The organism is Bacteroides sp. K03, from assembly GCF_019734355.1.
In the GTDB taxonomy this organism is placed as follows: domain Bacteria; phylum Bacteroidota; class Bacteroidia; order Bacteroidales; family Bacteroidaceae; genus Bacteroides; species Bacteroides nordii.
In genome coordinates this window covers 25,689-52,195 of record NZ_JAASHC010000040.1, presented here as the reverse complement: position 1 = coordinate 52,195, position 26,507 = coordinate 25,689, and the positions used below count along the sequence as shown (strand labels likewise).

Annotated in this window: 17 protein-coding genes; 15 read left to right on the top strand and 2 right to left on the bottom strand. The window is 39.2% G+C overall.

Annotated elements, in window-relative coordinates:
* Positions 1-278 precede the first annotated feature (278 nt).
* The gene (locus HCG69_RS19100; RefSeq protein ID WP_221651352.1) at positions 279-2,645 is read left to right on the top strand and encodes a DUF2339 domain-containing protein; all 2,367 of its coding nucleotides are present in this window, start codon (positions 279-281) and stop codon (positions 2,643-2,645) included.
* Between the two features lie 105 nt (positions 2,646-2,750).
* Positions 2,751-4,937 (top strand): DUF5686 family protein, encoded by a 2,187-nt coding sequence (locus HCG69_RS19095; protein WP_221651351.1) that lies wholly within the window; start codon positions 2,751-2,753, stop codon positions 4,935-4,937.
* Positions 4,938-5,001: 64 nt separating this feature from the next.
* Here the strand turns inward: HCG69_RS19095 and HCG69_RS19090 are convergent, their stop codons facing one another.
* Positions 5,002-6,390, bottom strand: coding sequence for a leucine-rich repeat domain-containing protein (locus HCG69_RS19090; RefSeq protein ID WP_221651350.1), 1,389 nt, complete (start codon positions 6,388-6,390; stop codon positions 5,002-5,004).
* 137 nt (positions 6,391-6,527) lie between these two features.
* Between HCG69_RS19090 and HCG69_RS19085 the strand changes: the two genes are divergently transcribed.
* From HCG69_RS19085 to HCG69_RS19025, 13 genes are all read left to right on the top strand, one after another.
* Positions 6,528-9,098: a zinc-dependent metalloprotease gene (locus HCG69_RS19085; RefSeq protein WP_221651349.1), complete on the top strand. Its 2,571-nt coding sequence runs from the start codon at positions 6,528-6,530 to the stop codon at positions 9,096-9,098.
* 12 nt (positions 9,099-9,110) lie between these two features.
* Positions 9,111-12,194, top strand: coding sequence for a TonB-dependent receptor (locus tag HCG69_RS19080; RefSeq protein ID WP_221651348.1), 3,084 nt, complete (start codon positions 9,111-9,113; stop codon positions 12,192-12,194).
* Between the two features lie 32 nt (positions 12,195-12,226).
* Positions 12,227-13,984, top strand: coding sequence for a RagB/SusD family nutrient uptake outer membrane protein (locus HCG69_RS19075; protein WP_221651347.1), 1,758 nt, complete (start codon positions 12,227-12,229; stop codon positions 13,982-13,984).
* A 38-nt stretch (positions 13,985-14,022) separates the two neighbouring features.
* Positions 14,023-14,925: a T9SS type A sorting domain-containing protein gene (locus HCG69_RS19070; RefSeq protein ID WP_002559564.1), complete on the top strand. Its 903-nt coding sequence runs from the start codon at positions 14,023-14,025 to the stop codon at positions 14,923-14,925.
* 91 nt (positions 14,926-15,016) lie between these two features.
* Positions 15,017-17,566: a M6 family metalloprotease domain-containing protein gene (locus tag HCG69_RS19065; RefSeq protein ID WP_221651346.1), complete on the top strand. Its 2,550-nt coding sequence runs from the start codon at positions 15,017-15,019 to the stop codon at positions 17,564-17,566.
* Between the two features lie 351 nt (positions 17,567-17,917).
* Positions 17,918-18,898: a head GIN domain-containing protein gene (locus HCG69_RS19060; protein WP_255586303.1), complete on the top strand. Its 981-nt coding sequence runs from the start codon at positions 17,918-17,920 to the stop codon at positions 18,896-18,898.
* Positions 18,899-19,062: 164 nt separating this feature from the next.
* Positions 19,063-20,859, top strand: a complete 1,797-nt coding sequence (gene rpsA, locus HCG69_RS19055; protein ID WP_221651344.1) for a 30S ribosomal protein S1 — start codon at positions 19,063-19,065, stop codon at positions 20,857-20,859.
* 159 nt (positions 20,860-21,018) lie between these two features.
* A complete protein-coding gene (locus HCG69_RS19050; RefSeq protein WP_221651343.1) occupies positions 21,019-21,933 on the top strand; it encodes a ribonuclease Z in 915 nt (304 codons plus the stop codon).
* An 81-nt stretch (positions 21,934-22,014) separates the two neighbouring features.
* Complete coding sequence (locus HCG69_RS19045) at positions 22,015-22,326, top strand: T9SS type A sorting domain-containing protein (protein WP_195570293.1); 312 nt, start codon at positions 22,015-22,017, stop codon at positions 22,324-22,326.
* A gap of 8 nt (positions 22,327-22,334) precedes the next feature.
* Positions 22,335-24,125: a murein L,D-transpeptidase gene (locus tag HCG69_RS19040; protein WP_221651342.1), complete on the top strand. Its 1,791-nt coding sequence runs from the start codon at positions 22,335-22,337 to the stop codon at positions 24,123-24,125.
* A gap of 28 nt (positions 24,126-24,153) precedes the next feature.
* Positions 24,154-24,705 carry an RNA polymerase sigma factor gene (locus HCG69_RS19035; protein WP_007484381.1) on the top strand — a complete coding sequence of 184 codons (552 nt, stop codon included), beginning with the start codon at positions 24,154-24,156 and terminating at the stop codon, positions 24,703-24,705.
* Between the two features lie 17 nt (positions 24,706-24,722).
* Positions 24,723-25,130, top strand: coding sequence for a hypothetical protein (locus tag HCG69_RS19030; RefSeq protein ID WP_221651341.1), 408 nt, complete (start codon positions 24,723-24,725; stop codon positions 25,128-25,130).
* A gap of 25 nt (positions 25,131-25,155) precedes the next feature.
* The gene (locus tag HCG69_RS19025; RefSeq protein ID WP_221651340.1) at positions 25,156-25,602 is read left to right on the top strand and encodes a hypothetical protein; all 447 of its coding nucleotides are present in this window, start codon (positions 25,156-25,158) and stop codon (positions 25,600-25,602) included.
* Between the two features lie 84 nt (positions 25,603-25,686).
* Here the strand turns inward: HCG69_RS19025 and mazG are convergent, their stop codons facing one another.
* Positions 25,687-26,472, bottom strand: a complete 786-nt coding sequence (mazG, locus tag HCG69_RS19020; RefSeq protein WP_221651354.1) for a nucleoside triphosphate pyrophosphohydrolase — start codon at positions 26,470-26,472, stop codon at positions 25,687-25,689.
* Positions 26,473-26,507 lie beyond the last annotated feature (35 nt).

Below are 26,507 nucleotides of genomic sequence, written 5' to 3'. Positions count from 1 at the left end.
GACATATCTTTCGTAGTTAACATTTATTAAAGCAATATTCTGCGGAAACATTTGGTTTTAATAGAGTATACGAGGAATACCTTATTTCTCTACGAGAATCGACTCAAGACTCTACGAGAAATGAATTGGAAGTTTATAAGATGTTACAAAAGTAATGAATGATAAAAATCTTCTCTTTTTCTTTTAGTAAACGTTATTCATTCGTAAATGGTTGTTTTTCTCATATTTATCTTTATCTTTGCTTCTATAACCTGATGTCAATCAAAATAAAACCGATTATGGAATTGAGTTTATTTGCTATAATTGTTTTACTCGTTGTGATATTGTACATGCAAAGCGATAGGTTTGCAAAATTAAACTCCGAGATTAATGCAGTGAAAAGGAGGTTGGACCTTTTGTTAGAGAAGAAAAAAGAGACCTCTTCTGTTAGTGAAACTAAAGTTCCTCCTGTGCTCATGGAAAATACAGAGGAAGAATTATCATTATCAACTCCGGTAAAAGATAAAATACAGTCTGCTTCTGAAGTGCACTTACCCGAAAACGGAACTGAAAACAATCCTGAACCTGTTTCCTGGATTTCAGAAGAGGCTTCTGTTGTTGATGTGCAGTTTGCTGAAACAGAGAAACCGGAAAAAGAAACAGAGAAACCGGCTCCTGTATTTATTAAAAGGGAGAAGGCGAAGATTAATTATGAAAAGTTCATTGGCGAGAATCTTTTTGGAAAGATTGGTATTCTTGTTTTAGTGGTAGGGGTTGGTCTGTTTGTAAAATATGCTATTGATAAAGATTGGATAAATGAGACGATGCGTACTATACTGGGATTTGTAGCCGGTGCTGTTTTGTTGTTTGTTGCAGAACGCTTGTGTGAAAAGTATCGTACATTCAGTTCTTTGTTGGCGGGTGGCGCTTTTGCTGTGTTCTATCTGACGGTTGCCATTGCCTTTCATTACTATAATTTGTTTTCACAAACGGTAGCGTTTATTATTCTTGTTTTTGTCACACTGATGATGTCTATATTGGCCATTTTATATGATCGTCGCGAATTGGCTGTTATTTCGCTTGTCGGTGGTTTTATTGCTCCTTTTCTGGTGAGTAGCGGAGAGGGAAGTTATATTGTTCTGTTTACTTATCTGTCCGTCCTCAATTTGGGAATGTTCGGATTATCATTGTATAAAAAGTGGGCAGAGCTTCCTGTTATTTCATTTGTAGCTACTTATCTTATTTTCCTGATTTACGTACTAAACAGTTGTGTATTCTATAACGTACCGAAGATTGATTCGGTTGTAATTGCACAACATCTGTTTGTTTTTGCCACTTTGTTTTATTTTATTTTTTTGTTACCGGTATTGACCATACTTAAGGCTGAAGGAAAGAAACCTAATAAATGTTTACTTCCAATTATTGTAACAAATAATTTTATTTTTCTTTTCTTCGGGGTGTTATTCCTGAATTCCATGAATCTGCCTTTTAAAGCTACAGGGCTTTTCACCTTATTTATTGCTTTCGTAAACTTGGTTTTAGTTATCTGGTTAAGAAAAAGTAAGCGGGATTATAAACTTCTTATTTATACAATGCTGGGATTGGTATTGACTTTTGTTTCTATTACAATTCCAGTTCAGTTGGACGGAAATTATATAACTTTGTTTTGGGCTTCCGAAATGGTTCTTTTATTATGGCTCTATATCAAATCCCGAATCCGGGTATACGAATCTGCTTCTCTGGTGTTGATCGGATTGACTTTGATTTCTTATATGATGGATGTTGAGCATCAGGTTACAGATCATTCCTTTGTGACAAGTATCATTTTTATGAATAGTATGTTTGCTACCAGTCTGTTTACCGGATTGGCAGTAGGGGTGTATGCTTTATTGATAGGGCGTTATCGCGATTCTTTTGAGAAAGCCCGTTATTTGAATTATACTCCCTGGAATGCAATAATGCTGGTTGTTTCTGTTGTCATACTGTACTATACTTTTATGATAGAGTTTTATCAGCACTTGGCTTCGGTACTATCTTATAGGGTGATGCATTTATTTACTTCTTTCTGTATATTGGCTTTGTGCTATGGTTTTAGAAGGCGCTTTCCGGTTAAAGAGTATGGTTTGCTTTATGTGATAGGAATAGGGATAAGTGTAATCCTGTATATGATTCATACGTGGGAAGATCATGGTAATTCAATAGGTGTGTTGCCTGTTTTACTTTCCTGGATAACTACGGTTGTTATAATTGTCAATCTTTGTTATGTGTGTTGGTTATATACTATTCATCACAGTATTACAGTCCGCTTTACGGTTTATTTTAGTGTGTTATCAACTTTATTCTGGCTGGCTATTGTTCGGCTTTTCCTCTCTCACTTGGGTTTACCGGACGAATTTAATGCAGGTTTATCTATTGCCTTGGGCATTGCAGGGTTCGTTCAGATGTCATTGGGTATGCGTCTGCATCAAAAGGTGTTGCGTATCATTAGTCTTTTTACATTAGGTATTGTATTGGTGAAGTTAGTGCTTGTCGATTTATGGGCAATGCCTACAGTGGGAAAGATTGTGGTATTCATCATGCTTGGTGTTATCTTGTTGGTACTGTCTTTCCTTTATCAAAAGTTGAAAGGTGTTTTGTTTAAAGATGATAATGAGCAGATTAACTAATATATTACTAACACTCTTTTTTAAATCTATGTTAATCTGTTCTCAAATCTCTCCTTTTCATTGTTTTTTTTTATATTTGTTCCATACTAATGGAAAGGATTCTGTTTGAGACATTATAAGTTAATATGGCTTTTATTTTTTATTTTATTCCTTTTAGCACCCAAAGGAAGAGCTAGCTCTGTTTTGAATCCATATACGCGTGAAGCTATCTCTGTGGATTCTATCTTGTATAATGTGATGACTTTTGCTCCTTTTTATGAGAAGATTGTCAACGATTATCGGGCCGACTTATATATTAAAGGTAAACTGAATATCCGGAAGAAGAACTTTATGTTTCGTTATCTTCCAAAGATGTTCCGTATGCAAAAGGGCGTACGTGAATATTTAATGGAGTCATATAGCGACTTGCATTTCACTGCTCCTGATATTTATGACCAGAAAGTAAAAGCGGGTTATGGCACGGTTTTTAGCGGTGGCTTTCAGGCAACGATGCTCGAATATTTTCATGTGAATGTTTACTCTGCTACATTGCTTTATGACCGTTTGCTTTCACCACTTGCCAAAAATGGAAAGAAATATTATCGCTATCAGATAGATACTATTATGGGAGGGCAGGATAACCTGCACTATAAAATACGTTTTATTCCCAAGACTAAAAGTGATCAGCTTGTTGGCGGATATATGATTGTCAGTTCAGATGTATGGAGTGTACGCGAAATTCGTTTTTCCGGTCGGTCCGAGCTGTTGACTTTTGAGAATCTTATTAAGATGGGGGAGGTAGGAGATGATAATGAATTTTTACCGGTTCGTTATGAATTTAAGGTGAGATTCAATTTTGTTGGTAATGTGGTAGACGGTAGTTACCTGGCTTCGTTAGACTATAGCTCTATTGAACTAAAAGAGAAGAGTAAATACCGCAAAGAAAAGAAGAAGTTTAATCTTACAGAATCGTATACCTTGAGGTGCGATACGAATTCCTTGCATTTGGATAGTGCTTATTTCGCATCCTTACGTCCGATAGAGCTTATGGATGACGAGAAGAGGTTATACGAAGATTATGCATTCAGAAAAGATACTACTGCGCTGAAACCTCCTTCTAAACGTCGTGTATTTTGGGGAGAAATTGGTGACTTTTTATTGTCTGATCTTAATGTAGATTTATCCCGTATCGGCAGCGTCAAGTGTTCCCCGATTATTAATCCGTTGCTGTTGAGCTACAGTGGAAGTAATGGCTTTTCATGGAGGCAGGATTTTAAATATAACAGATTGTTTTCCGGTGATAAATTGTTGCGTATTGTTCCTCGGATTGGGTATAACTTTACTCGTAAAGAGTTTTATTGGTCGGCCAATGCCGATTTTGATTATTGGCCGCAGAAGCGTGGAGCTATTCATGTGAACTTTGGTAATGGTAACCGAATTTATAGTAGTGACGTACTTGATGAGTTGAAGGCGATGCCCGACAGTACTTTTGATTTCGATCAGATACATCTGGATTATTTTAAAGACTTATATTTCAATTTTCGTCATAGTATTGAAGTGGTTAATGGCTTGGAGCTGAGTGTTGGCTTTTCTGCCCATAGAAGAACAGCCGTTGAAAAATCAAGGTTCGTTGTGCTAAATTCATCGTTACCTCTTGCATCCGATTTCTTGGATAAATTCAAGGATACTTATATCAGTTTTGCACCCCGCGTCCGGGTAGAGTGGACTCCTTGTCTTTATTACTATATGAATGGGAAACGGAAGATAAATCTGCGCTCTGCTTATCCTACATTTTCTGTGGATTATGAACGTGGTATAAAGGGCATATTTAACAGTACAGGACAGTATGAACGAGTTGAGTTTGATCTTCAGCATCATGTCCAGCTGGGTTTGATGCGCAATATTTATTATCGTTTTGGATTTGGAGCATTCACCAATCAGGAACAACTTTATTTTGTAGATTTTGCCAATTTAGCGCGAAGTAACCTGCCTATAGGGTGGAATGATGATATTGGTGGAGTCTTTCAATTATTGGATGGTCGTTGGTATAACTCTTCCCGGAAGTATGTCCGTGCTCATTTTACTTATGAAGCTCCTTTTCTGTTTTTGCGTCATTTGATGAAATATACCCGTTATGTTCAGAATGAACGTTTGTATGTGAATACATTATTTGTTCCGCATCTTAATCCTTATCTTGAAATAGGTTACGGTATTGGTACACACATTTTTGATGTGGGGGTATTTGTTAGTAGTGAAAACTGGAAATATACCGAAGTTGGATGTAAGTTTACGTTTGAGCTATTCAACAGATAATATAAAAAATCTCCTCTTAGAAAAGTCGCTAAGAGGAGATTTATATGTCATAAAGTGACAATGCTTATAAAACGATTGTTTTATAAACTTTATTATTGATGCGTACAATGTAATTATCTTCAGCAAGATTGAACGTCATTGTATTGTTGCTTGCTTTTGTATCAATTACTTTTTTACCATTGATCGTATAAATTAAGATACTATCAGTTATTTTCAGACCTTCAATAGTCACTCCGCCCTTGTTTGGCACAATGATGATATTGTCCGAAATGTTATCCTGGACACCTGTGGGCTTTTGGATGCTGATAGGCGTAGTTTTGAATACATTGGCTCCTGTAAATTTCGGGAATGCATCACTTGTCATCTCACAATATACGGGTTGGTTTTGTGAAGTGAGGAATGTGAATTTTCCGTTATTTTCAGTATAATCCGTACCTGCTACCAAAGTTGTTGTGCCATCGGCTGTTTTCCAAGTGTAAGTAGTTTTTTGAGTTGTTTCAGTAACCCCTTTGATATTATCCTGTGCAGACAAGTCCAATTCTTGGTTTGTGGAGATACTTTCTGCAATGGTTAATGCTTCTTGAGGAGCATAGGTGTAGCCAGAATCACTTCTTTTGGGCAACGTATTGAGAGTTAGTTTGTTTTTGCTGCAGTTTAATGTTTTTTCGATGTTTCCAACTTTGATTTCTTTGATTTGGTTACCCATACAAAATAAAGTGGTTAATGCTGGGCATGCAGTGACATCTATACTGGTAAGTTGATTGTTGTTCACATTTACAAAATCTAAAATAGTGTTTTTAGAGAAATCAATGCTTTTTATTTGATTGTTTAGACAGTATAATTTTTTTAGTTTTGTATTTTTAGATATATCCAATGCTTCTAATTTGTTATTATTAAAAGAAAGATAGTCTAACTCTGGACATTTAGAAACATCCAATTTGTTGATTCCCATATCATTGGCGTTTAAATAAATCAATGATATGTTATTAGTCAAATCAAGTGTTGTTATCGGATTACCACCACAATATAATATTTGTAGTTTTGTGTTTTTACTTACATCAAGACTTGTTAATTTATTAGTGTTTGCATACAACTCTGTTAGATGTACTGCTTTTGTAACATCCAAAGCGGTCACTTTTGCTTCCTTTGCATTTGGTGCACAACTAAAATATACAATGTTCTCGCCATAGATTTTGATTAATCCTTCTCCTTTAGGAGTTACGACTACATCTGTTGCATTGAGGTATGGATCAGGAGTTTGTATTATCTCTGTTTCTACCAATACTCCATCTCCCCAATCAATAGAAAGTTTAGTATTTGGAGTACTGACTTCAAAGCCAAGTGTGATCTCTGCTTCGTTTACCTCTACATTGAGCGTGATTACCGGTTCATTTTCTGCTTTCGCTATTGTTGCGATGCAAAAGAATAATAAAAATAGTAATTTTCTTCTCATAATAATTATAATTTGATTAGTTTTGCAAAACTATGAAAAAGAAACCAAATTACCGAAAAAAGTATTGTTTTTGTTAGAAAATAGTGTATGAAATTACTATGGTTTTTGAAAATTAGAGAAAATAATATATATATTGTATGAAAAAGATAATAGGACTGTCGTTTTTACTTCTTTTTGTTAGCGGGATTTCTTGTGCTACAGTAGTAAAAAAGAATAAGAAAAAAGTCATTAATCCAATCGAAGTAAAGAAGGATTCTGTTAATGCAGATTATAAAAAAGTAACTAAGGATGCTGTATCCAGAAAGGGGTTATTTACTACTTTTTTGAGTAAAAAAGAGAATAATTTGTATTTTGAAATACCTGATTCGGCTTTTTCACATACTTACTTATTGGCGAATCGTATTGCTGAGACCAGTAATACGCAAGATTATGTAGCCGGGCAAATGGCGACTACTCCATTGATGATCCGTTTTAGTAAGGATGATCAGAAGGTCTATATGCATTTAGTACAAAGCAGTAATATTGTAGACCGGAATGATCCGATTCTGCCTGCTTTTGATAAAAATTTTGCTGATCCGGTATTAAAAGGATTTAAGATTGTTGCCCGCAACATGGATAATGTTGTCATAGATGTTACTTCTTTCTTCGGGGGGAATGAGAAATGTATCAGTCCGATTAAACAGGAGAGTCCTTTAGCAAAACTATTTGGTGGTGGAAACTCCCTGAAGGGAACTTTTGCATCAGATGCTTCCAATATTTTGAGTGTAAAAACTTTCCCGAATAATATTGAAATAAAGAGTTTGCTGTCATTTACTACTACTCCTTTGAATCAGCCTTATTCGGTTACAGTGCATCGCTCGTTATTCGTTTTGCCTGACACATTGATGTCTATGCGTCTGCAGGATAATAGGGTAGGGTATTTTAGTTCGGATAAGAGTCTATACACCTCTTCTAAAGATAAAATTGTGCCTCAGACCTTTATTCATCGTTGGAGATTGGAACCCAAAAAAGAAGATTTGGAGAAATACTTTAAGGGAGAACTGGTAGAACCTATGAAACCTATTGTATTCTATGTAGACACTGCTTTTCCGGAAAAATGGCGTACAGTGGTGAAACAAGGTATTGAAGACTGGAATATGGCATTTCAAACGGCTGGTTTTAAAAATGTAGTGAAGGCATTGGATTATCCCAGCAATGATCCGAATTTTGATCCGGATGATATGCGCTACAGTTGTGTGAAATATGCAGCGACTTCTATTGCTAATGCGATGGGACCCAGTTATATTGATCCGCGTACGGGAGAGATACTTACAGCAGATGTAATCTGGTACCATAATGTGATTTCTTTATTGCACAACTGGCGTTTTGTGCAAACGGCCGCAGTTGACAGTCGTGTACGTAAAGCTGTGTTTGATGATGAAGTGATGCAGGAAGCCATACGTTATGCTGCTGCACATGAGATAGGGCATACGCTTGGATTGATGCACAATATGGGAGCCAGTTATTCTTTTCCTGTAGATTCGTTACGTAGTCCGGAGTTTACACAGAAATACGGAACTACTCCAAGTATTATGGACTACGCCAGAAACAATTACATAGCCCAACCCGGAGATTTGGAGAAGGGAGTAAAATTGACTCCACCAATTTTGGGAGTATATGATATTCATGCCATCAATTGGGGATATCGGTTGATTCAGGGGGCCGATACACCGGAGAAAGAGAAAAATACATTGGATGCCTGGATTGAAGAAAAGAAAGCCGATCCCATGTATGAGTTTGGAGCACAGCAGGTATTTGGAGTGGTTGACCCGACCGATCAGTCTGAGGATTTGGGAAATGATCATTTGAAAGCCGGAGATATGGCTATCCATAACCTGAAGATTATAATGAAGAATCTGGAAACATGGACTTTTGATGAGGGAGCGCGTTATGACGATGTTGAAAATATGTATATTGAAGTTGTACGGCAATATACACGACATTTACGTCATGTGATGCCTTATATTGGTGGTATCCGTTTTCAGGAAGTTCGTCAGGGTGAAGATGCATCGGCCAAAAATTATATCGATAAGGCTATGCAAAAGAAAGCGATGTTGTGGCTCTTAAATCAGGCACGTACCTATAATGATTGGCTGACTCCCAAAGAATTGATTGTAAAGCTGGATGTAAACATGAACGTGAATGACAAACTGCAGTCTTCCGTTGTGGGAGCTTTACTAAACTCGGCTGCGTTATATCGCATCAACGAGGGAGGGCAAATGAATCCTAAAATTAATTATACTTTAAATGCTTATCTGGATGATGCTTTCTCTGAAATGTTCAAGCCTACTTATCAGGGGGTAAAGCTATCACAGGCGGATATGAATATTCAGTCGGCTGCTGTTGCTTTGATGATTAACTATACCGGTTTAGGTAAGGCCACTGAAAAAAAGGCATCTACTGCCTTAGCTGACTATGAAGAAGTGTTACGGCAAACTTGCGAACCAGCTTTACCATGTAGTCACGTACATGGTCATGACAGTTCATTCACACGAATCAACTTTGGTCTGCCTACACTATCCAAAGAGCAACTGGCAGCAGTGATGACCGGACGACTGAATAAGATTGCTCAGTTATACAAAAGCCGTAGAGCTGCCTCTACCGGAGACACTCGTGATTTTTATGATTATCAGTTATTACTGATTGAACGTACCTTGAAAAATAACTAATAAATAAATTATATGAATAGAATCTTCTATCTATTTATTTTTTTGTGTTGCCTTTCTTATAGTGTTTGGGGGCAAAATGCAAAAAGCTATTCATTGAACGGAAAAGTTTTTGATACATCCGGTGAAACGATTGTTGGTGCAAATATTAAAATAAAAGGAGCCGATAGCGGAACGATTACTGACCTGGATGGTAATTTTACTTTGTTAGTGCCCGGTAAAGAAACGATTCTGATTGTTTCGTTTATTGGTTATCAATCTCAGGAGATTCGATTGAAACCGGGAGAGAACAATTTAAAAATAGTGCTGAAGGATGATGCACAGCAACTGGATGAAATTGTAGTCATAGGATATGGAACACAGAAGAAATCTTCTTTGACCAGTTCGGTAGAAGTAGTGCGTAGTGATGAATTATTGCAGATGCCTACTATTAATATAGATGAGGCTTTGAGCGGACAGGTAGCCGGTCTGCAGGTAATGGCTACCAGTGGCGATCCAAGTACTGCAAAAGAATCGAATATACACATTCGTGGAATAAATGGTGCACCTCTGCTGGTTATTGACGGTGTCCCTCGTTTCGGAACAAATTCTTCTGAAGGCGAAATGCGTCTTTCTGATTTGAATCCGGATGATATTGAGAGTATTTCTGTACTGAAGGATGGTGCTGCCGCTGCTGTTTATGGAGCCCGTGCTGCCAATGGAGTTATTCTGATTCAGACAAAACGTGCTGCCGGTAATCAGAAAATATCTGTGAACTACAGGGGGCAGTTTAATTTGCAGCAGGCAACTCGTTTGCCGGAATTTTTGAATGCGTATGAATATGCCAAATTGTATAATCGCGCAGTAGAGAATACGCCTTCTACTACTAATACTCTTTATACTGAAGAACAGCTGGAAATAATTCGTACACATGCTAACCCTAATAAATATGGTGATGAAAATCTGATAGACTATCTTGATAAATTCGGTTATTCTACCATACATAGTGTGTCAGTTACTGGGGGAAATAGTTTTGTGAAGTATTACATGTCCGGTGGGTATACCAATACCAAAGGATTATATAGTGGAGTAGGACGTGATCGTTTTAATTATTCCATGAAACTGGATGCAACTTTGCTGAAGGGACTTGTTTTATCATTGGATATGACCGGAACCCGTTCAGAGAATAAAAATACGAGTTATTCTACCATTGATGCAGCTTATAATTTTTCTCCGGTACAAACTTTACGGTATACCAATGGCGAACTTGCCAGTATCAGTGGTAGTAATCCCTTGGTTGCTGTTGATGGTTTGGGAGGATATATTCGAAATAAGATGAATATGGGTACTATAACAGCTTCTTTGAATTATGATGTACCATGGGTAAAAGGACTTTCTGCCTATTTACGTGCCACATTTGACAATAACAATTCCACTCAGAAAACATTTGATAGCCCCGTGACGCTTTATTTGTATGATGAGCAAACGGGAGATATAACAGAAGATCCGTTAACCACCTATCCCAAAGCCAAGATAACATTAGAAGAAACCAATCGTTTTGTGGATAATAAGTTATTGGAATTTGGGGCTAATTACAATCATACTTTTGCTGGGAAACATGATGTTTCCGGATTGATAGTTGTTAATTATCAGGATTATAAAAATCGTTATCTTACCGGGAAAAATGAAGATATGCCGGGCATTTATCCGGAAATAATGGGAACTGCTACTTCAGCTAAACTAACAGGAAGTGAGGTTTACACGCAACGTGCTTCATTAATAGGTCGTGCTACTTATGGTTATGGTAACCGTTATTTTATCGAAGGTAGTTTCCGTGTTGATGGTTCCACTAAATTTCACCCTGATAATCGCTGGGGATTCTTCCCTACAGCTTCTGCCTCCTGGGTATTGTCTAATGAAAGTTTCTTTAGAAACTGGGATCAACCCGTACTTTCAAATGTGAAATTCCGGGGTTCTGTTGGTGTCTTGGGCGATGATGGTTCAGTAGATAATTATTCTTATTTAATGAAATACATGTATGTGGTACGCCAGGGATATAATATCGGTGGAGGACTAAAACCGGGTATTGTTATGGATACCAGTAGCTTCCCGAATCCCGACTTGAAATGGGGGCGATCACGTACTTATAATTTAGCTACCGATCTTGGATTCTGGGGAAACCGTTTTGGGCTTTCTTTTGAATACTACTGGCGCTATAATACCAATATGATCACTATTGCTCCTTCTTATTTATATCCGCCTTCAACCGGAGTTGATAGTAATCCGCCCAATATGAATTTTGGTGAAATAAAGGCATGGGGATGGGATTTGACATTGTCTCACCGTAATACCATTCAAAAGGTGAAATATGATTTAACTCTTACGTTGGCACAAACGAGAGACAGGGTATTGGATTATGGAGATGAATCATCTATTGCCCCCAATCGTCGTCGTGTAGGTAAAAGTAGTATGGTTTGGTGGATGTATGAAGCTGACGGACTCTTTCAGACACAAGAGGAAATTGATAATTATAAACTGAATCAGGATGGACAGGGGAATGTGACACTTGGACCTGGTGATATTAAATACAAAGATCAGAATGGTGATGGTGAACTTACAGACTTGGATAAGATTGCGGTAAAGAATTCTTCTAATCCGGAAATGACGATGAGTTTACGCTTGGGCATTAAATATAAAGGTTTCTTTCTGAATGCAATGTTTCAGGGGGTATCCGGATATCAGCAACAAATAACGGAGTTGTATACATTACAAAATGGCAGTTTGCAACGTTTCCAAAAATATCATGTCACCGACTCGTGGTCTGAAGACAATCCGAATGCTGTCTATCCGCGTATCAAGTTTGCCAATAAGAATGATAACAATCGAAAAGAATCAACTTTTTGGGTGAAAGATTGTGATTTTATTCGTTTGAAATCTCTGTCGTTAGGATATTCTTTCTCAGGAGAAACATTAAAGAAAATGAAACTCTCCTCAGCCAGTCTTTCTCTTCAGGGAAGTAACCTGTTTACGTGGTCTACATTGAAGGACATGGATCCGGAATCTCTACGTGGATATCCGATACAGCGCTCTTATGGTGTAACATTGAGTTTAGGTTTTTAAATAGAATATTTCACAATAAAAACAGAAAGAGTATGCAGTTGAGAAAATATATAATATCTTTTTTATTCTTAGGAGGGACGTTCGGTTTCTCCGGATGTGACGGTATATTCCGTGATATTCCTAATGATAAGTTATCTCAGGAATCTATCTGGGGAAGCCAGTTACTACTTGATGAATATGTACTACCATGGTATCGTAACATGAGTAATGGCTTTTCTGTTTATATGCCTTCCACCGCTCTCCTGAAAGGAGCATGCCGTGATTATCTTCCTTGGTATGGAGATCAGATTACTATTAGTAAATCAGACTGGTATAATACAGCGTATGGGGATATTCTGAAAAGTACTCCGGCGGAAGTAACACGTAGAGGGCTTGTGAATTGGACCAATTACTATACACGTATTCAGTCTATTAATCTTTTGTTTGAGAATCAGGATAAGATTCGTAACGGTGATCATAAAAAGCGTGTGTTGGGTGAAGCACATTTCTTTCGTGCTTATTACTATTACATGTTGCTTCGTCAGTTTGGAGGTGTTTTATTGTTAAAAAACAATTATGATCCTTTGTATGATGGTACAAAGTTTCCCCGTGCTTCTTATGAAGAGATGGTAAACTTTATTGCCGAAGAGGCTGACTTGGCTGCTTCTCTTTTATCTGAGAAATTGGAGACTTCCGATATCGGACGTGCTACCAGAGGAGCTGCTTTGATGTTAAAGGCTAAAACTTATTTTTGGGCAGCCAGCAAAATATATCAGAATCAGGAGAAGTCATACCTCGGATTTCCGGATGATCGTTCGGATGCTATGTTGACAGCGGCAGCCAAGGCGTATGATGAACTGATGAAGTTGCCTTATTCGTTGATACAGATTACCGGATCAACACAAGATCAGATAAAGGAGCAGTATCGACAGATCTTTTTAACAAAGAATAGTCAGGAATCAATTTGGGAAGTACAGCACTCTAACGATGGTGATTTCTCGAATGGATTCGGACATAAGCTCGACCGGGAATCGGTTTCACCTTATTATGGAGGAACGGTGGCTGCTTATTCGCCTACCCAGAACCATGTAGATGAATATGGTATGCGTGATGGCAAAGCGTATGATGCCAAACATCCGTATGATAATCGGGATTATCGTTTTTATGCAAATGTGTTGTATGATGGTTGTAGTTTCCGGGGACGCGTGATGGAGATTCATTATAATAAGGTAAATGGCAAGGAAGTGGCGGGTGAAGATTTGACACCGTATGGAACTTCTGAAACGGCTGCTGTAACAAAAACCGGTTATTATTTAGGAAAGTTTGTAGATGAAACTCAGAAGATCGATAATGATGAGTCTTATGCGAGTAAGCAGAACTACATCATCTGGCGTTATGCAGAAGTGTTATTGGATTATGCCGAAATAGATTTTTTACAGAATCGGGTGGATGATGCATTAGATAAAGTAAATCAGATTCGCCGTCGTGTTCATATGGATGAATTGCCGAGTCTTACTTGGGATCAACTGGTGAATGAACGTCGTGTAGAAATGGCTTTTGAAGAAACGACTTATTGGGATTTGCTTCGTTGGGGAGTTGCTGTCGAAAAGATGAGTGGTGCTACCAATCCGTTAAAGGCTATGAAGATAGTAAAAGAAGAAGGAAAAGACCCTGTTTATCAGATTTCAAATATGAACAAATATCCTAAGCGTGTACGTGAGTTCCGTCAGATGCAGTATTACTTGCCGATACCATGGGACGAAGTACGTTATCATGGCATTGAGCAAAATCCTGAGTGGTATGAAGTTTAATACAAATCAATAACATTATTAACTAAAAAGAAAATTGTATGAGAAGGAAAATTACGACATTATTAATGGCTTTTGGAGCAATATTATTTGCAAATGCGCAAGAGTATAATTTGTTTGATCCTGCTGATGTTGATGCAAATGGTTGGATTTGGTTTGACACACAAGAGAAGATAGATAAGTACATCGGTCAGGCAAATAATGAGGATGGAAAGATAGATCCGGATGGGAAGATTATCCAATTAATCTGTGCGGACTTTGGAGATTATGAGGATACTACTGTTGATTCAGAAGTAAAAGGAGCTGGTACAGATAAAGAAATTGGAGGAGAAAAAGCAAAGACGGGTGCTATTGTTACGGCGAGCTCCAGTGCGGGTATGACTGCAAATGGTGGTGGATTTGTTGTACGTATGCCGTCATGTGTCTCTTTTAACTTATTTGTATCAAGTGGAGTGACAACTTATGTTCGTATGCTAGGAACTACAGATCAAAGCAAAAGCTTTAAAGACTATTCGATTGTTTCGGCTGCTTTTACAACCATATTTAAGCCATTAATGAGTGGTGGTGGTCAGAAAGAGTGGACTCAGATTGAGACTTTAGATAATGGGGATGAACCTCATTTTAAGTTAAAATCAGATGCTCCTATGTATGCACGATTCGAATCATTAACGAAAGCCCCTCTTTACATCCATGGTATGAAAGTACTTACTTCTACCAAACCGACCGGTATCTACAACCAATCTGCTAATGCTGAAATAGCATTTGATGGTACTGTGTTGTCTTTAGGTGAGGTTGCCGATATACAGATTTACACTACTGCCGGCACATTGGCTGCATCCGCTACCACAAACGAGATGAATCTGTCTCCTTTGGAAAAAGGTATCTATGTAGTAAAGGCAAAAATGGGTACTACCGAACGTACTAAGAAGATCGTCATCCGCTGATAATTCTATGGGGAAGCGTTTGCTTATTTTCATCCTTTTGATGAGATAGCGACTGCTTCCCTCTTTTATTTACTATAATTAATGTAAAACGATGAAGAGATATATTATTCTTTGGTTCGTTGTTTTATTCTTTCCGATCCTATTGTCGGCTGCCGAAAAGAATAAGGGTGAGTTGAGCAATCTGGTTTGTTTTCTGAGTTTTGCCGATGAAGAGAACAATGAGCAATTTGACAAGCCCATCAGTTACTATGAAGCGATGTTTAATGCTGATGCTGCAGGAGTAAATTCGGTATATAACTATTTTCGTGAAGCCTCCTACGACCAGCTTTTCTGGAAAAGTGCTTTCTTCCCGAAAGCGAATGGTGCGCAAATTCTTTCTTATAGAGCAAAAAATGAACGTGGATATTATCGAGAGAAAGGTAGTATCAATGAACAAGGATATAGCAATGAAACCGAGAAAGCTGCACGCGAACAGGCTCTGATAAAAGAACTGGCTGCTTATCTCTCTGAGAATCTACCTGATGATATAGTAATCGATGCTAATAATGATGGATTGCTTGATAATATCTGTATTATCGTAAGTGGGAATTCCGAATTGGGTGCCAGGCATTTACTTTGGCCGCACCGTTCGGACTTGGCATTGCCCGACGAGAAGGCTATTTATGTAAAAGGCAAAAAGATAGTAGGTTATCTGATGGTATTTAATGATGCCAACGGGTGGAGTTCTTTGAGTCCTGTACCTTTGAATACAGGTGTGCTTTGTCATGAAATGTCTCACACATTAGGTACCTATGACCTTTATCATGTGAATGACGACCTGAATCCGGTAGGGGTGTGGGATCTGATGTCCGACAACCTGAAGACTCCCCAGCAGATGAGTACATATACCAAATACCGTTACTGCAAATGGATTGACGAAATTCCCGAAATATCCACTCCGGGTACATATACGTTGAATCCTGTGGGAGGCAGTAGTAAAGAGAATATTGCTTATAAAATAAAGCCTACCGGTTCCGATGAATATTTTATTGTAGAGTATCGGAAAAAAGCCGGGACTTTTGATATTGGTCTGCCTTCCTCCGGTTTGCTGGTTTATCGTATTAACCCTAATGTGACAGGTGGAAATCTGAACTATAATGGAACCACTCGTCTGGACGAACAATACCTTTTCCGTCCGGGAGGAACAACCAAACTTGATGGTGACATAAACAAAGCAGCTTTCAGTACTGAAAGCGGACGCACTTCTTTGGGGGGAACTGCTGATTTTAAGCCTTTCTATAGTGATGGGAAAGAGGCTAAATTCGCGTTGGCGAATATATCTTCCTGTGGCGAGACGATCTCTTTTGATTTGCTGGAGCTGATGCCTCAGATTTATATCCCGAAACCGGATGTAGCTTTGGGTGGTGCTGCTGAGAGTACTGTTGAAGTGAACGTTGAGGCAGATGTTGCCTGGAAGGCTGTAGATATACCCGATTGGCTGACTGTTACCCCTCTTCAGGGTGAAGCGGGTAAGTCGACTCTCATTTTGCAGGCTAAATCTGCGAATGAAAATGCACAGCTGCGCACTGCTGCCTTTCATTTACAAGGAGTGGAGGATGTTTCTATTACCGCTTCAGTAAATGTTTCACAGCGTTCCAATCTCATACAGTCCCCCTCTGCTTTGACCGCCAAAGTGGAAGGAAATGCCATTGTTTTGTCATGGGTAGCTCCACACGAAGGTACTCCGGCTTTGGTGGAAGATTTTGAAGATTCGCAGAGTCTGGCTAAGTGGACAATAAAGAATGAAGGTGATCGGGGATGGGTATGGAAAAAGTCTGAAAAATATGCAGAACCCTATACCGGAAATTATTCAATGCGTCTGTTGGATGCCTGGGAGGATATCCATCAGGATGAATATCTGATATCTCCTTCTTTTTCAAAAGGTAAGTCGCTGACATTCTATTCTAAGTCTACAGCTCCTCAGAAGAATAATCCCGCTAATTTTTATTATGTAGAAGTGAGTTCGGATGGGGGTATAACCTGGGAGAAAATATGGGATTTGAAAACAGATTGTTCCGTTGTGAATAAATATACCCGGGTTGATATCGACTTATCTCCTTATATGTCTGATGATATGAAAATTGCTTTTCATGCATATGATACCAATCAGATGGGGCTGTCTTACTGGTGGCATGTAGACGATGTTACTGTTTATCCGCAGGTAGAGCATTCTATCATAACCGGCTATGCGATTTATAGAAACGGAGAGAAGATTGGCACTGCCACAACTTCTACTTTTACAGATACCGCTCCGCTTTCAGGAGAAAACGTATATACGGTTCGCGCTGAAGGCTCTTTTGGCGATACGCCGGACTCTGAATCGGTAACGGTTTCATATACAGGGACAGGTATCTGTACTCCTTCTGCTTCATTGTCAGAGGTAACTATGTCGTACCGGCAAGGCGTGCTTCATCTGGAAAGTGAGAATGCAATCAAGAATTTAATCATGTATTCTCTTGATGGAAAACCGGTATTGAATATTGCTCCCGGAAGGAAATCTTATGATACTGATGTGCGACATTTAGCTGCCGGAATGTATATTGCTTACGTGCTGACAGAAGGTGGTAGTCGTCCGTCGATATTAAAATTGTTGATAGAATAACTCTCTCTTAAATAAGTTTCTCTCTCATCTTCCATTGTTTGAATGTTGCTACTTATCAGCTGTTTAAATGGTGGAAGATGTTTTATTTTCATATGAAAACACTTTGTTTCTTTATATTGAGAATATTTTCTCATCCTATTGAAACAAATACTCTCAAACCTGTTGAGAAAATATTCTCAACGTATTGAAACAAGTTTCTCAAAGCGTTGAGAAAACTTTCTCAACCTATGGATACACTTTGAGACACACTGAAAAGTTTTTATCATAAAAACATGATCTGCCATGCAACCTTTCGCATACTGTTTGCGTCTTATAGATATTACAAACTACTTAAATGAAAAAAATATGAATATGAGAGGATTTATTGGAATGATTACTTTGTTTTCATTCTTGCTGACTACAACAACAGCTTGTTCCCAGATTAACCGTGTAAAAGCAAACGGAACGTATAAAACAAAAAATATCAAAATCGGAAGTTTCGACAAGATAAACCTTCAGGGAAGTCCGACAGTTATTTATACGCAGTCTACTGATAATAAATCAACTTTAGAGATTTACGGGTCGGATAATATTCTCAACCTGGTAGAGTGTACAGTATCTGATGGCACACTGTTTGTCTCTTTCAAGAAAGGTACAAATATTGAGTTTGGTAAAGAGGGAAGATTAAAAATAATGGCTTCCAGCCCCATGTTGAAAGATGTGTTATTGCAAGGATCAGGAGATGTAGTCTTAAATAATAAAGTGAAGTCAGATCGTCTATCCCTTACTCTGAAAGGTTCCGGAGATATCAATGCCGGGGAAATCGTTTGTACGAATGCTTTTTCGGCAACTCTGCAAGGTTCCGGTGACATTTCTGTCAAAAACAGTATCAATGCAGGGAATGTAGATTTGAATTTATCCGGCTCCGGTGATCTGGATATATATAACCTGACGGCTAAGTCTACTACGGCAATTCTTCATGGATCAGGAGACCTGAAGGTGAAAGGTACCAATGTAGCTGGGGATGTAACAGTCAACCTGTCCGGCTCCGGTGATCTGGATTTTGTGGGGATACAGGGAGAGACCGTAAAGGCTGAATTGCAAGGCTCCGGTGATTTGAAGGTAGCAGGTACGGCACAACGGGCTGTATTATCATTACGCAATTCCGGCGATCTGAATGCGAAAGACCTGAAAGCTGTTGATGTAGATGCAAGTGTAGATGGCTCCGGTTCTATTTCCTGTTATGTTTCCGGTACACTAAAATGCAATATATCCGGAAGTGGTGATATTGGCTATAAAGGCAGTCCGGTTAATATCCAATCGAACGGTAAACGCAATCCGCGCAAATTGTAAGACGAATGTCTGAATAACTTAAATATCTGAATATTAGCCGTCGTGAGACGGCTTTTTTATACTAAACTTTGGTTAGTCACGAAAAATGTTTTATCTTTGCGCCCGATTTATAGAATAATATAATGTCTTATTTAATTAAAGTATCTCTAAACAATTAATTATTAATGGAAAACTTAAAGAACATTGCTCCTGTTGAAGACTTCAACTGGGATGCGTATGAAAATGGCGAATCATTCGCTGGCGCCAGCCAAGAGGAACTCGAAAAAGCTTATGACAGTACGCTTAACAAAGTGAACGACCGTGAGGTTGTTGACGGAACTGTAATCGCAATGAACAAGCGTGAAGTCGTTGTGAACATCGGTTACAAATCAGACGGTATCATTCCTTTGAATGAATTCCGTTACAATCCTGACTTGAAAATTGGTGATACTGTAGAAGTATACATCGAAAATCAGGAAGACAAAAAAGGACAGTTGGTTCTGTCTCACAGAAAAGCTCGTGCTACCCGTTCTTGGGATCGCGTTAATGCTGCTCTGGAAAACGAAGAAATTATCAAGGGTTACATCAAGTGCCGCACTAAGGGTGGTATGATCGTAGACGTATTCGGTATCGAAGCATTCTTGCCGGGTTCTCAGATCGACGTTAAACCGATCCGCGACTATGATGTATTCGTTGGAAAAACAATGGAATTCAAAGTTGTTAAAATCAACCAGGAATTCAAAAACGTTGTTGTATCTCACAAAGCTCTTATCGAAGCTGAACTGGAACAACAGAAGAAAGAAATTATCGGTAAGCTCGAAAAAGGACAAGTTCTTGAAGGAACCGTTAAAAACATCACTTCTTATGGTGTATTCATCGACCTGGGTGGCGTAGACGGATTGATCCACATCACTGACCTTTCATGGGGCCGCGTAAGCGATCCGAAAGAGGTGGTTGAACTCGATCAGAAGCTCAACGTTGTTATCCTCGACTTCGATGACGAAAAGAAACGTATTGCTTTGGGTCTGAAGCAACTTACTCCGCACCCATGGGATGCACTTGATCCTGACTTGAAGGTAGGTGACCACGTGAAGGGTAAAGTGGTTGTTATGGCTGACTACGGTGCATTCATTGAAATTGCTGCCGGTGTTGAAGGGCTGATCCACGTATCTGAAATGTCATGGTCACAGCACCTGCGTTCTGCTCAGGACTTCATGAAAGTGGGCGACGAAGTAGAAGCTGTTGTATTGACTCTGGACCGTGAAGAACGTAAAATGTCTTTGGGTATCAAACAATTGAAACAAGATCCATGGGAAACTATCGAAGATAAGTATCCTGTAGGTTCTAAGCATACTGCAAAAGTTCGTAACTTCACTAACTTCGGTGTATTTGTAGAAATCGAAGAAGGTGTTGACGGATTGATCCACATCTCTGACCTGTCTTGGACTAAGAAGGTAAAACACCCATCAGAATTTACTCAGATTGGTGCTGATATCGAAGTTCAGGTATTGGAAATCGACAAAGAAAACCGTCGTTTGAGCCTTGGTCACAAACAACTCGAAGAAAATCCTTGGGATGTATTCGAAACAGTATTTACTGTAGGTTCAGTACACGAAGGAACAATCATCGAAATGTTGGATAAGGGCGCTGTAGTTGCTCTGCCTTATGGTGTTGAAGGCTTCGCTACTCCGAAACACCTTGTTAAGGAAGATGGTTCACAGGCTCAGTTGGACGAGAAACTTGAGTTCAAGGTAATCGAATTCAACAAGGATGCTAAGAGAATCATTCTGTCTCACAGCCGTATCTTTGAAGATGTTGCTAAGGCAGAAGAAAGAGCTGAAAAGAAAGCTGCTTCTAATGCAAAGAAGACTTCTGCTAAGAAAGAAGATGCTCCGATGATTCAGAATCAGGCTGCTTCTACAACTCTGGGTGACATCGATGCTTTGGCTGCTTTGAAAGAACAGTTGGAAGGTAAGAATTAATTCGATTAATTCTATAATATTTTTAGAAAGGGTATCAGTTCGCTGATACCCTTTTTCTTTTTATCTTTGCATCAAAACGAAAATAAGCTGCATCCTGGCATAAAAAATGAACAGGTTCATTTTATTCTGCTCTCGGTTTGCATTATCTTTGTCTCTGTTATGGAGAAATTTGAATTACATATATTGGGCTGTGGCTCTGCGTTGCCTACTACACGGCATTTTGCGACTTCACAGGTAGTGAACCTGCGTGACAAACTTTTTATGATAGATTGTGGCGAAGGGTCACAGATGCAACTTCGTAAATCCCGGTTGAAGTTTTCCCGGTTGAATCACATCTTTATTTCTCATTTGCATGGCGATCATTGTTTTGGCCTGATGGGGCTTATTTCTACTTTCGGATTGTTAGGACGTACGGCAGAACTCCATATTCATTCTCCTAAAGGGTTGGAAGAATTGTTTTCTCCGCTACTGGCCTTTTTCTGTAAGAACATGAGTTATCAGGTTGTTTTTCATGAATTTGATACGAAAGAGCCTGTGTTGATCTATGAAGATCGTTCCATGACTGTTACGACAATTCCTTTACAACACCGCATTCCTTGCTGCGGTTTCCTGTTTGCTGAGAAACCTCGTCCCAATCACATCATCAGGGAGATGGTTGATTTCTATCAGGTACCGGTCTACGAACTAAACCGCATTAAGAACGGGGCTGATTTTGTAACTCCGGAAGGAGAAGTGATAGCCAATGATCGTCTCACACGCCCTTCTGAGCCCGTTCGAAAATATGCTTATTGTTCTGATACTATCTATCGGAAAGAGATAGCCCGTCAGATTGCCGGTGTTGATCTCCTGTTTCATGAAGCTACATTTGCTCAGACTGATTTGCCCAGAGCCAAAGAGACATTTCATACTACTGCTTCTCAGGCAGCCCGGCTCGCTCTGGATGCAGGAGTAAAGCAACTTGTCATCGGGCACTTTTCGGCACGTTATGAGAATGAACAGGTCTTGCTGGAAGAAGCCGCTGCTGTTTTTCCAAATACTATCCTGGCTAAGGAGAACCTCTGCATCAATCTGTGACAACTTTCAGGCGTAAAGTTTGTTTTATAGGGAGGAACAACGTATATTTGTACTGAATAAACAGAATCGGATACATACCAGATGAAAAGGTTATTTTTCTACTTTTTCTTTGCTCTGACTCTCCTGCCTTTTTCCACAATGACGGCGCAGGAAGGGCGTAAAGCGGAAACTGTTCAGAGTGAGCAGTCTTCTCTTACATTGACTGTGTCCGGTACTACAGTGCGCGTTCAGAATGCTACCCCTGGTTCTTTGATGGAAGTATACAATATTCTTGGAGTGAAGGTCACCTCAGTGCGTATTGATACAGTTGATAAATCAGTGACTTTAAATCTTCCGAAGGGATATTATATCTTTAAAATAGGTGATATAGTGAGGAAAGTAGTAATAAAATAAAGAGATGGATGATGAAGCGGATCGTATTAAGCTTTCTTATTCTACTCGTGGTGGTATCTGCCTGTAAGGAAGAGAAACCAAAATCTCCGGTTGTTCTTTCCCTGTCCTCTTTTCATGAATTAGTTCATCCTGCATATTTAATAAATTCTGATAGTATACGTCAATACGTCCGTATAAATTTGTCAAATACTAATGATACGATGGCCTGGGACTCGGCTATGGTGAGTTATTATGCAGCAGATAGTGCAGCATTGTTTTGGATGAAAGATGGCGTAGGGCAATATGCCGATTCGCTCCTTTACTGGTTAGAGAATTCTCATCGGCATGGATTAAATCCGGCACTTTTTAATGTCTCTGATATACGAACCGATCTGGAACGTTTCCGTTCTCTGCAGTTGCATGAAGACGAAACGATCAATCATCTACTGGCACGTTTGGAATACGGGTTGACAAGCTCTTACCTGTTTTATACCTGTGGACTTAAATATGGTTTTATTTCTCCAGTACAACTTCTGAATAATCAGGAAGAGGATGTTAAGAAAAAGAGTGATACTGAAAAACAGAAAGAACCTTACCCCATTCCTTTGAAGGAGTATAGTAAAGAGTTTGCTCTGGAGGCTTTGGCTTCTTTGAGGCAGAATCCTTTTGCTGCTTTTCGCCAGGCTCAGCCCACTTCTCCCTTCTATCTCAGTATGCAGAAAGAATTAGCACGCTTGGATTCTCTAGGAGAGGCCGAATTTGAAGAAATTCCGCTTATTGGTGATACTTTACTGAAAGTGGGAGAGAGGCATCGTATCATACCATTGATTGCCGGTAGATTGATGCAAACCGGAGAACTGAAACAACAATTCTCAGGTGATACATTGACTTCTGCTTTACTGGAGGCGGTAAATCAATTCCGTTTAACGAACCGCCTGTCTGCAGACAATTCTATAGGGACTTATACCATCCGTTATCTCAATCGCCCTCTTACTTACTATAAGAATCATTTGCTGATCAATCTGGAGCGAGCCCGCTGGCAATATAAACCCGAAAAAGGTTCTAAATATGTGATCGGTAATATAGCTGCCTTTATGTTACAGGCTTTTAATGAGGAGGTCGATTCGATTCTTGAGATGCGTATTTGCTGTGGTTCAGTAAGAAATAAAACTCCTTTGCTTTACAGTAAGATTTACTACATGGAGTTGAATCCTTATTGGAATGTTCCCCAAAATATAATACGTAAGGAGATTATTCCGTCTTATCGTCGCGATACTACTTACTTCACCCGAAACCGGATGAAAGTATATGATAAGAATGGAAACCGGGTAAATCCTCATGATATAAAATGGGCTAAATATACAGCAGGCGTACCGTTTACTGTAAAGCAGGACAACAAAGAAGGCAATTCTTTAGGGCGAATTATTTTCCGTTTCCCCAATCCGTATGCTGTCTATCTGCACGATACTCCTTCCCGTTGGGCCTTTAACCGTTCCAATCGTGCGGTAAGTCATGGTTGTGTAAGGTTGGAGAGAGCGTTGGACTTTGCCTTTTTCTTATTGGAAAAGCCGGACGAACTGTTGGAAGATCGCATTCGTATTGCCATGGACATAGCTCCGAAGAGCGATGAAGGCAAAAAACTGAACCGGAGCGAAGCATACCGGGAACTTAAGCATTATAGTCTGAAGGAAGCTATTCCTCTGTTCCTGGATTATCAAACCATGTATCTGGCTGCCGATGGCAAGCTCAGTTACTGTGATGATATTTACAAATATGATGACCCTTTGCTTGAAGCATTGAATAAATTGAACCATAAATAAGCATAACATACAGAATACTAATAACCTTATGAATTCTTATAAAGAACGAGAGGTTTTAAGGCTCCTTCAGGACGAAGGTACACAACGAAAAGGATTTGAAATGATTGTGTCGCAATATAGCGAACAATTATATTGGCAGATTCGCCGGATGGTACTTTCTCATGATGACGCAAATGACCTTCTTCAAAATACGTTTGTCAAGGCATGGATGAACATCGACTATTTCCGGGCAGAAGCGAAGCTATCTACCTGGCTTTATCGCATTGCCCTGAACGAATGTATTACTTTTCTGAATAAGCAGCGTGCTATGAATACCGTAGCCATCGACGATCCGGAAGCTGCTGTCGTGGAGAGGCTGGAAAGTGATCCCTATTTTTCCGGTGATCAGGCACAGCTTATGTTGCAAAAAGCCTTATTGTCACTGCCGGAGAAACAACGCATGGTTTTCAATCTGAAATATTACCAGGAGATGAAGTATGAAGAGATGTCGGAGATCTTTGGTACCTCTGTAGGAGCATTGAAAGCATCCTATCATCATGCAGTGAAGAAAATCGAAAAGTTTTTGGAAGGTGTTGATTAAACCTTTTAAATCATTAAATGTCTAAGAAAAAGAGAGGAGAAGATTATATGAAAGAAGAAGATGAAATATTGAAGAAAGTAGGTACAGGCAATGCCTTTAAGGTGCCTGATGGATACTTTGAGAATCTTACTTCAGAAGTGATGAACATGCTTCCCGAAAAGGAAAAATCTGCCTTTGAAGTGAAAAAAACGACGAAGTGGGACAAAATTAAGCCATTGGCCTATATGGCGGCAATGTTTGTCGGAGCTGCATTTATTATTCGTATTGCATCGGTAAACTATAAACCTGAGGCTACAGAAATGGCTGTGATGGAGACGGTAGAGGTTGATAGTGATTCTGATGAGTATATTAATGCTGTGCTCGAAGGTTCGATGATGGACGATTATTCATTGTATGTATATCTCACTGATGCCAGTGTGGAATAAAATAAATTAAACTGATTTTATAAAAATGAAAAGACTGATTATTCTGCTGTTTATCATTTGCGGCTTTACTCCTTTGTTGTGGGCTATGGATGGGTGCAACCAACAACGTCTGTCACCGGAAGAATTCCGTGCCAAGCAGAAGGCATTCATTATTGAGAAAGCTGGTTTGAACAAAGAAGAAGCAGCAAAGTTCTTTCCTGTATACTTTGAGCTTCAGGATAAAAAGAAAGCGTTGAATGATAAGGCTTGGGGGTTACTTCGTAAAGGAAAAGATGATAAAACGACAGAGGCTCAGTATGCTGAAATTCTGAAAGGTGTATATGATGCCCGTTCAGCTTCGGACAAGCTGGAAAGAGATTATTACGAGAAATTCAAGAAAATCTTATCGAATAAGAAAATTTATATGGTGCAGAAAGCCGAAATGCGTTTTCACAGGGAACTGCTGAAAAATGCAAACCGAAAAGATAAATAACCCTTATTTAGTTGAGAGTTAAAAGTTGAAAGTTACTATGTGGCATAACAGCGCAGCTAACTTTCAACTTTCAATTTTCAACTTTTACCTCTCAAGCTTTTTTGCTTCGTTCCAGATACGGTCCATTTCCTCGAGTGACATGTCTTTAAGGCTTTTACCCTCTTTGATCGTGTGTTCTTCCAGATAATTGAATCGACGGATAAACTTCTGATTCGTAAGCTCCAGTGCATTATCCGGGTTGATTTTGTATAAGCGGGCAGCATTGATAAGACTGAACATTACATCGCCGAATTCTGCTTCCGCTTTGACCTTGTCCATATTGGCTACCTCTTCCTGAAATTCTGCAATTTCTTCTTTTACTTTATCCCACACCTGTTCTTTTTCTTCCCAATCGAAACCTACATTCCGGGCTTTGTCTTGTATACGATAAGCTTTTATTAAAGAGGGCAGGGCGGATGGTACGCCACTAAGCACCGTTTTATTGCCGTCTTTCTCCTTTAATTTCAATTGTTCCCAGTTCTCAGAAACTTGTCCGGCGGTTTCGGCTTTTACTTCTCCGAATACATGAGGATGACGGAAGATTAATTTCTCACAGAGCTTGTCACATACATCCTTTATGTCAAAGTCTCCTGTTTCCGAACCTATCTTGGCATAAAAAGCCACGTGCAGCAGCACATCTCCCAACTCTTTACAGATATCCTTCTTATCATCGCGCATCAGAGCGTCACAGAGTTCATAAGTCTCCTCAATCGTATTAGGGCGTAAACTTTCATTAGTCTGTTTACGATCCCACGGGCATTTTACGCGTAACTCGTCCAATATGTCCAGGAAGCGGCCGAAGGCTTCCATTTGTTCTTTTCTTGAATGCATCTTTTCTTTTATATAAGAAATATTAGAGTCTATAT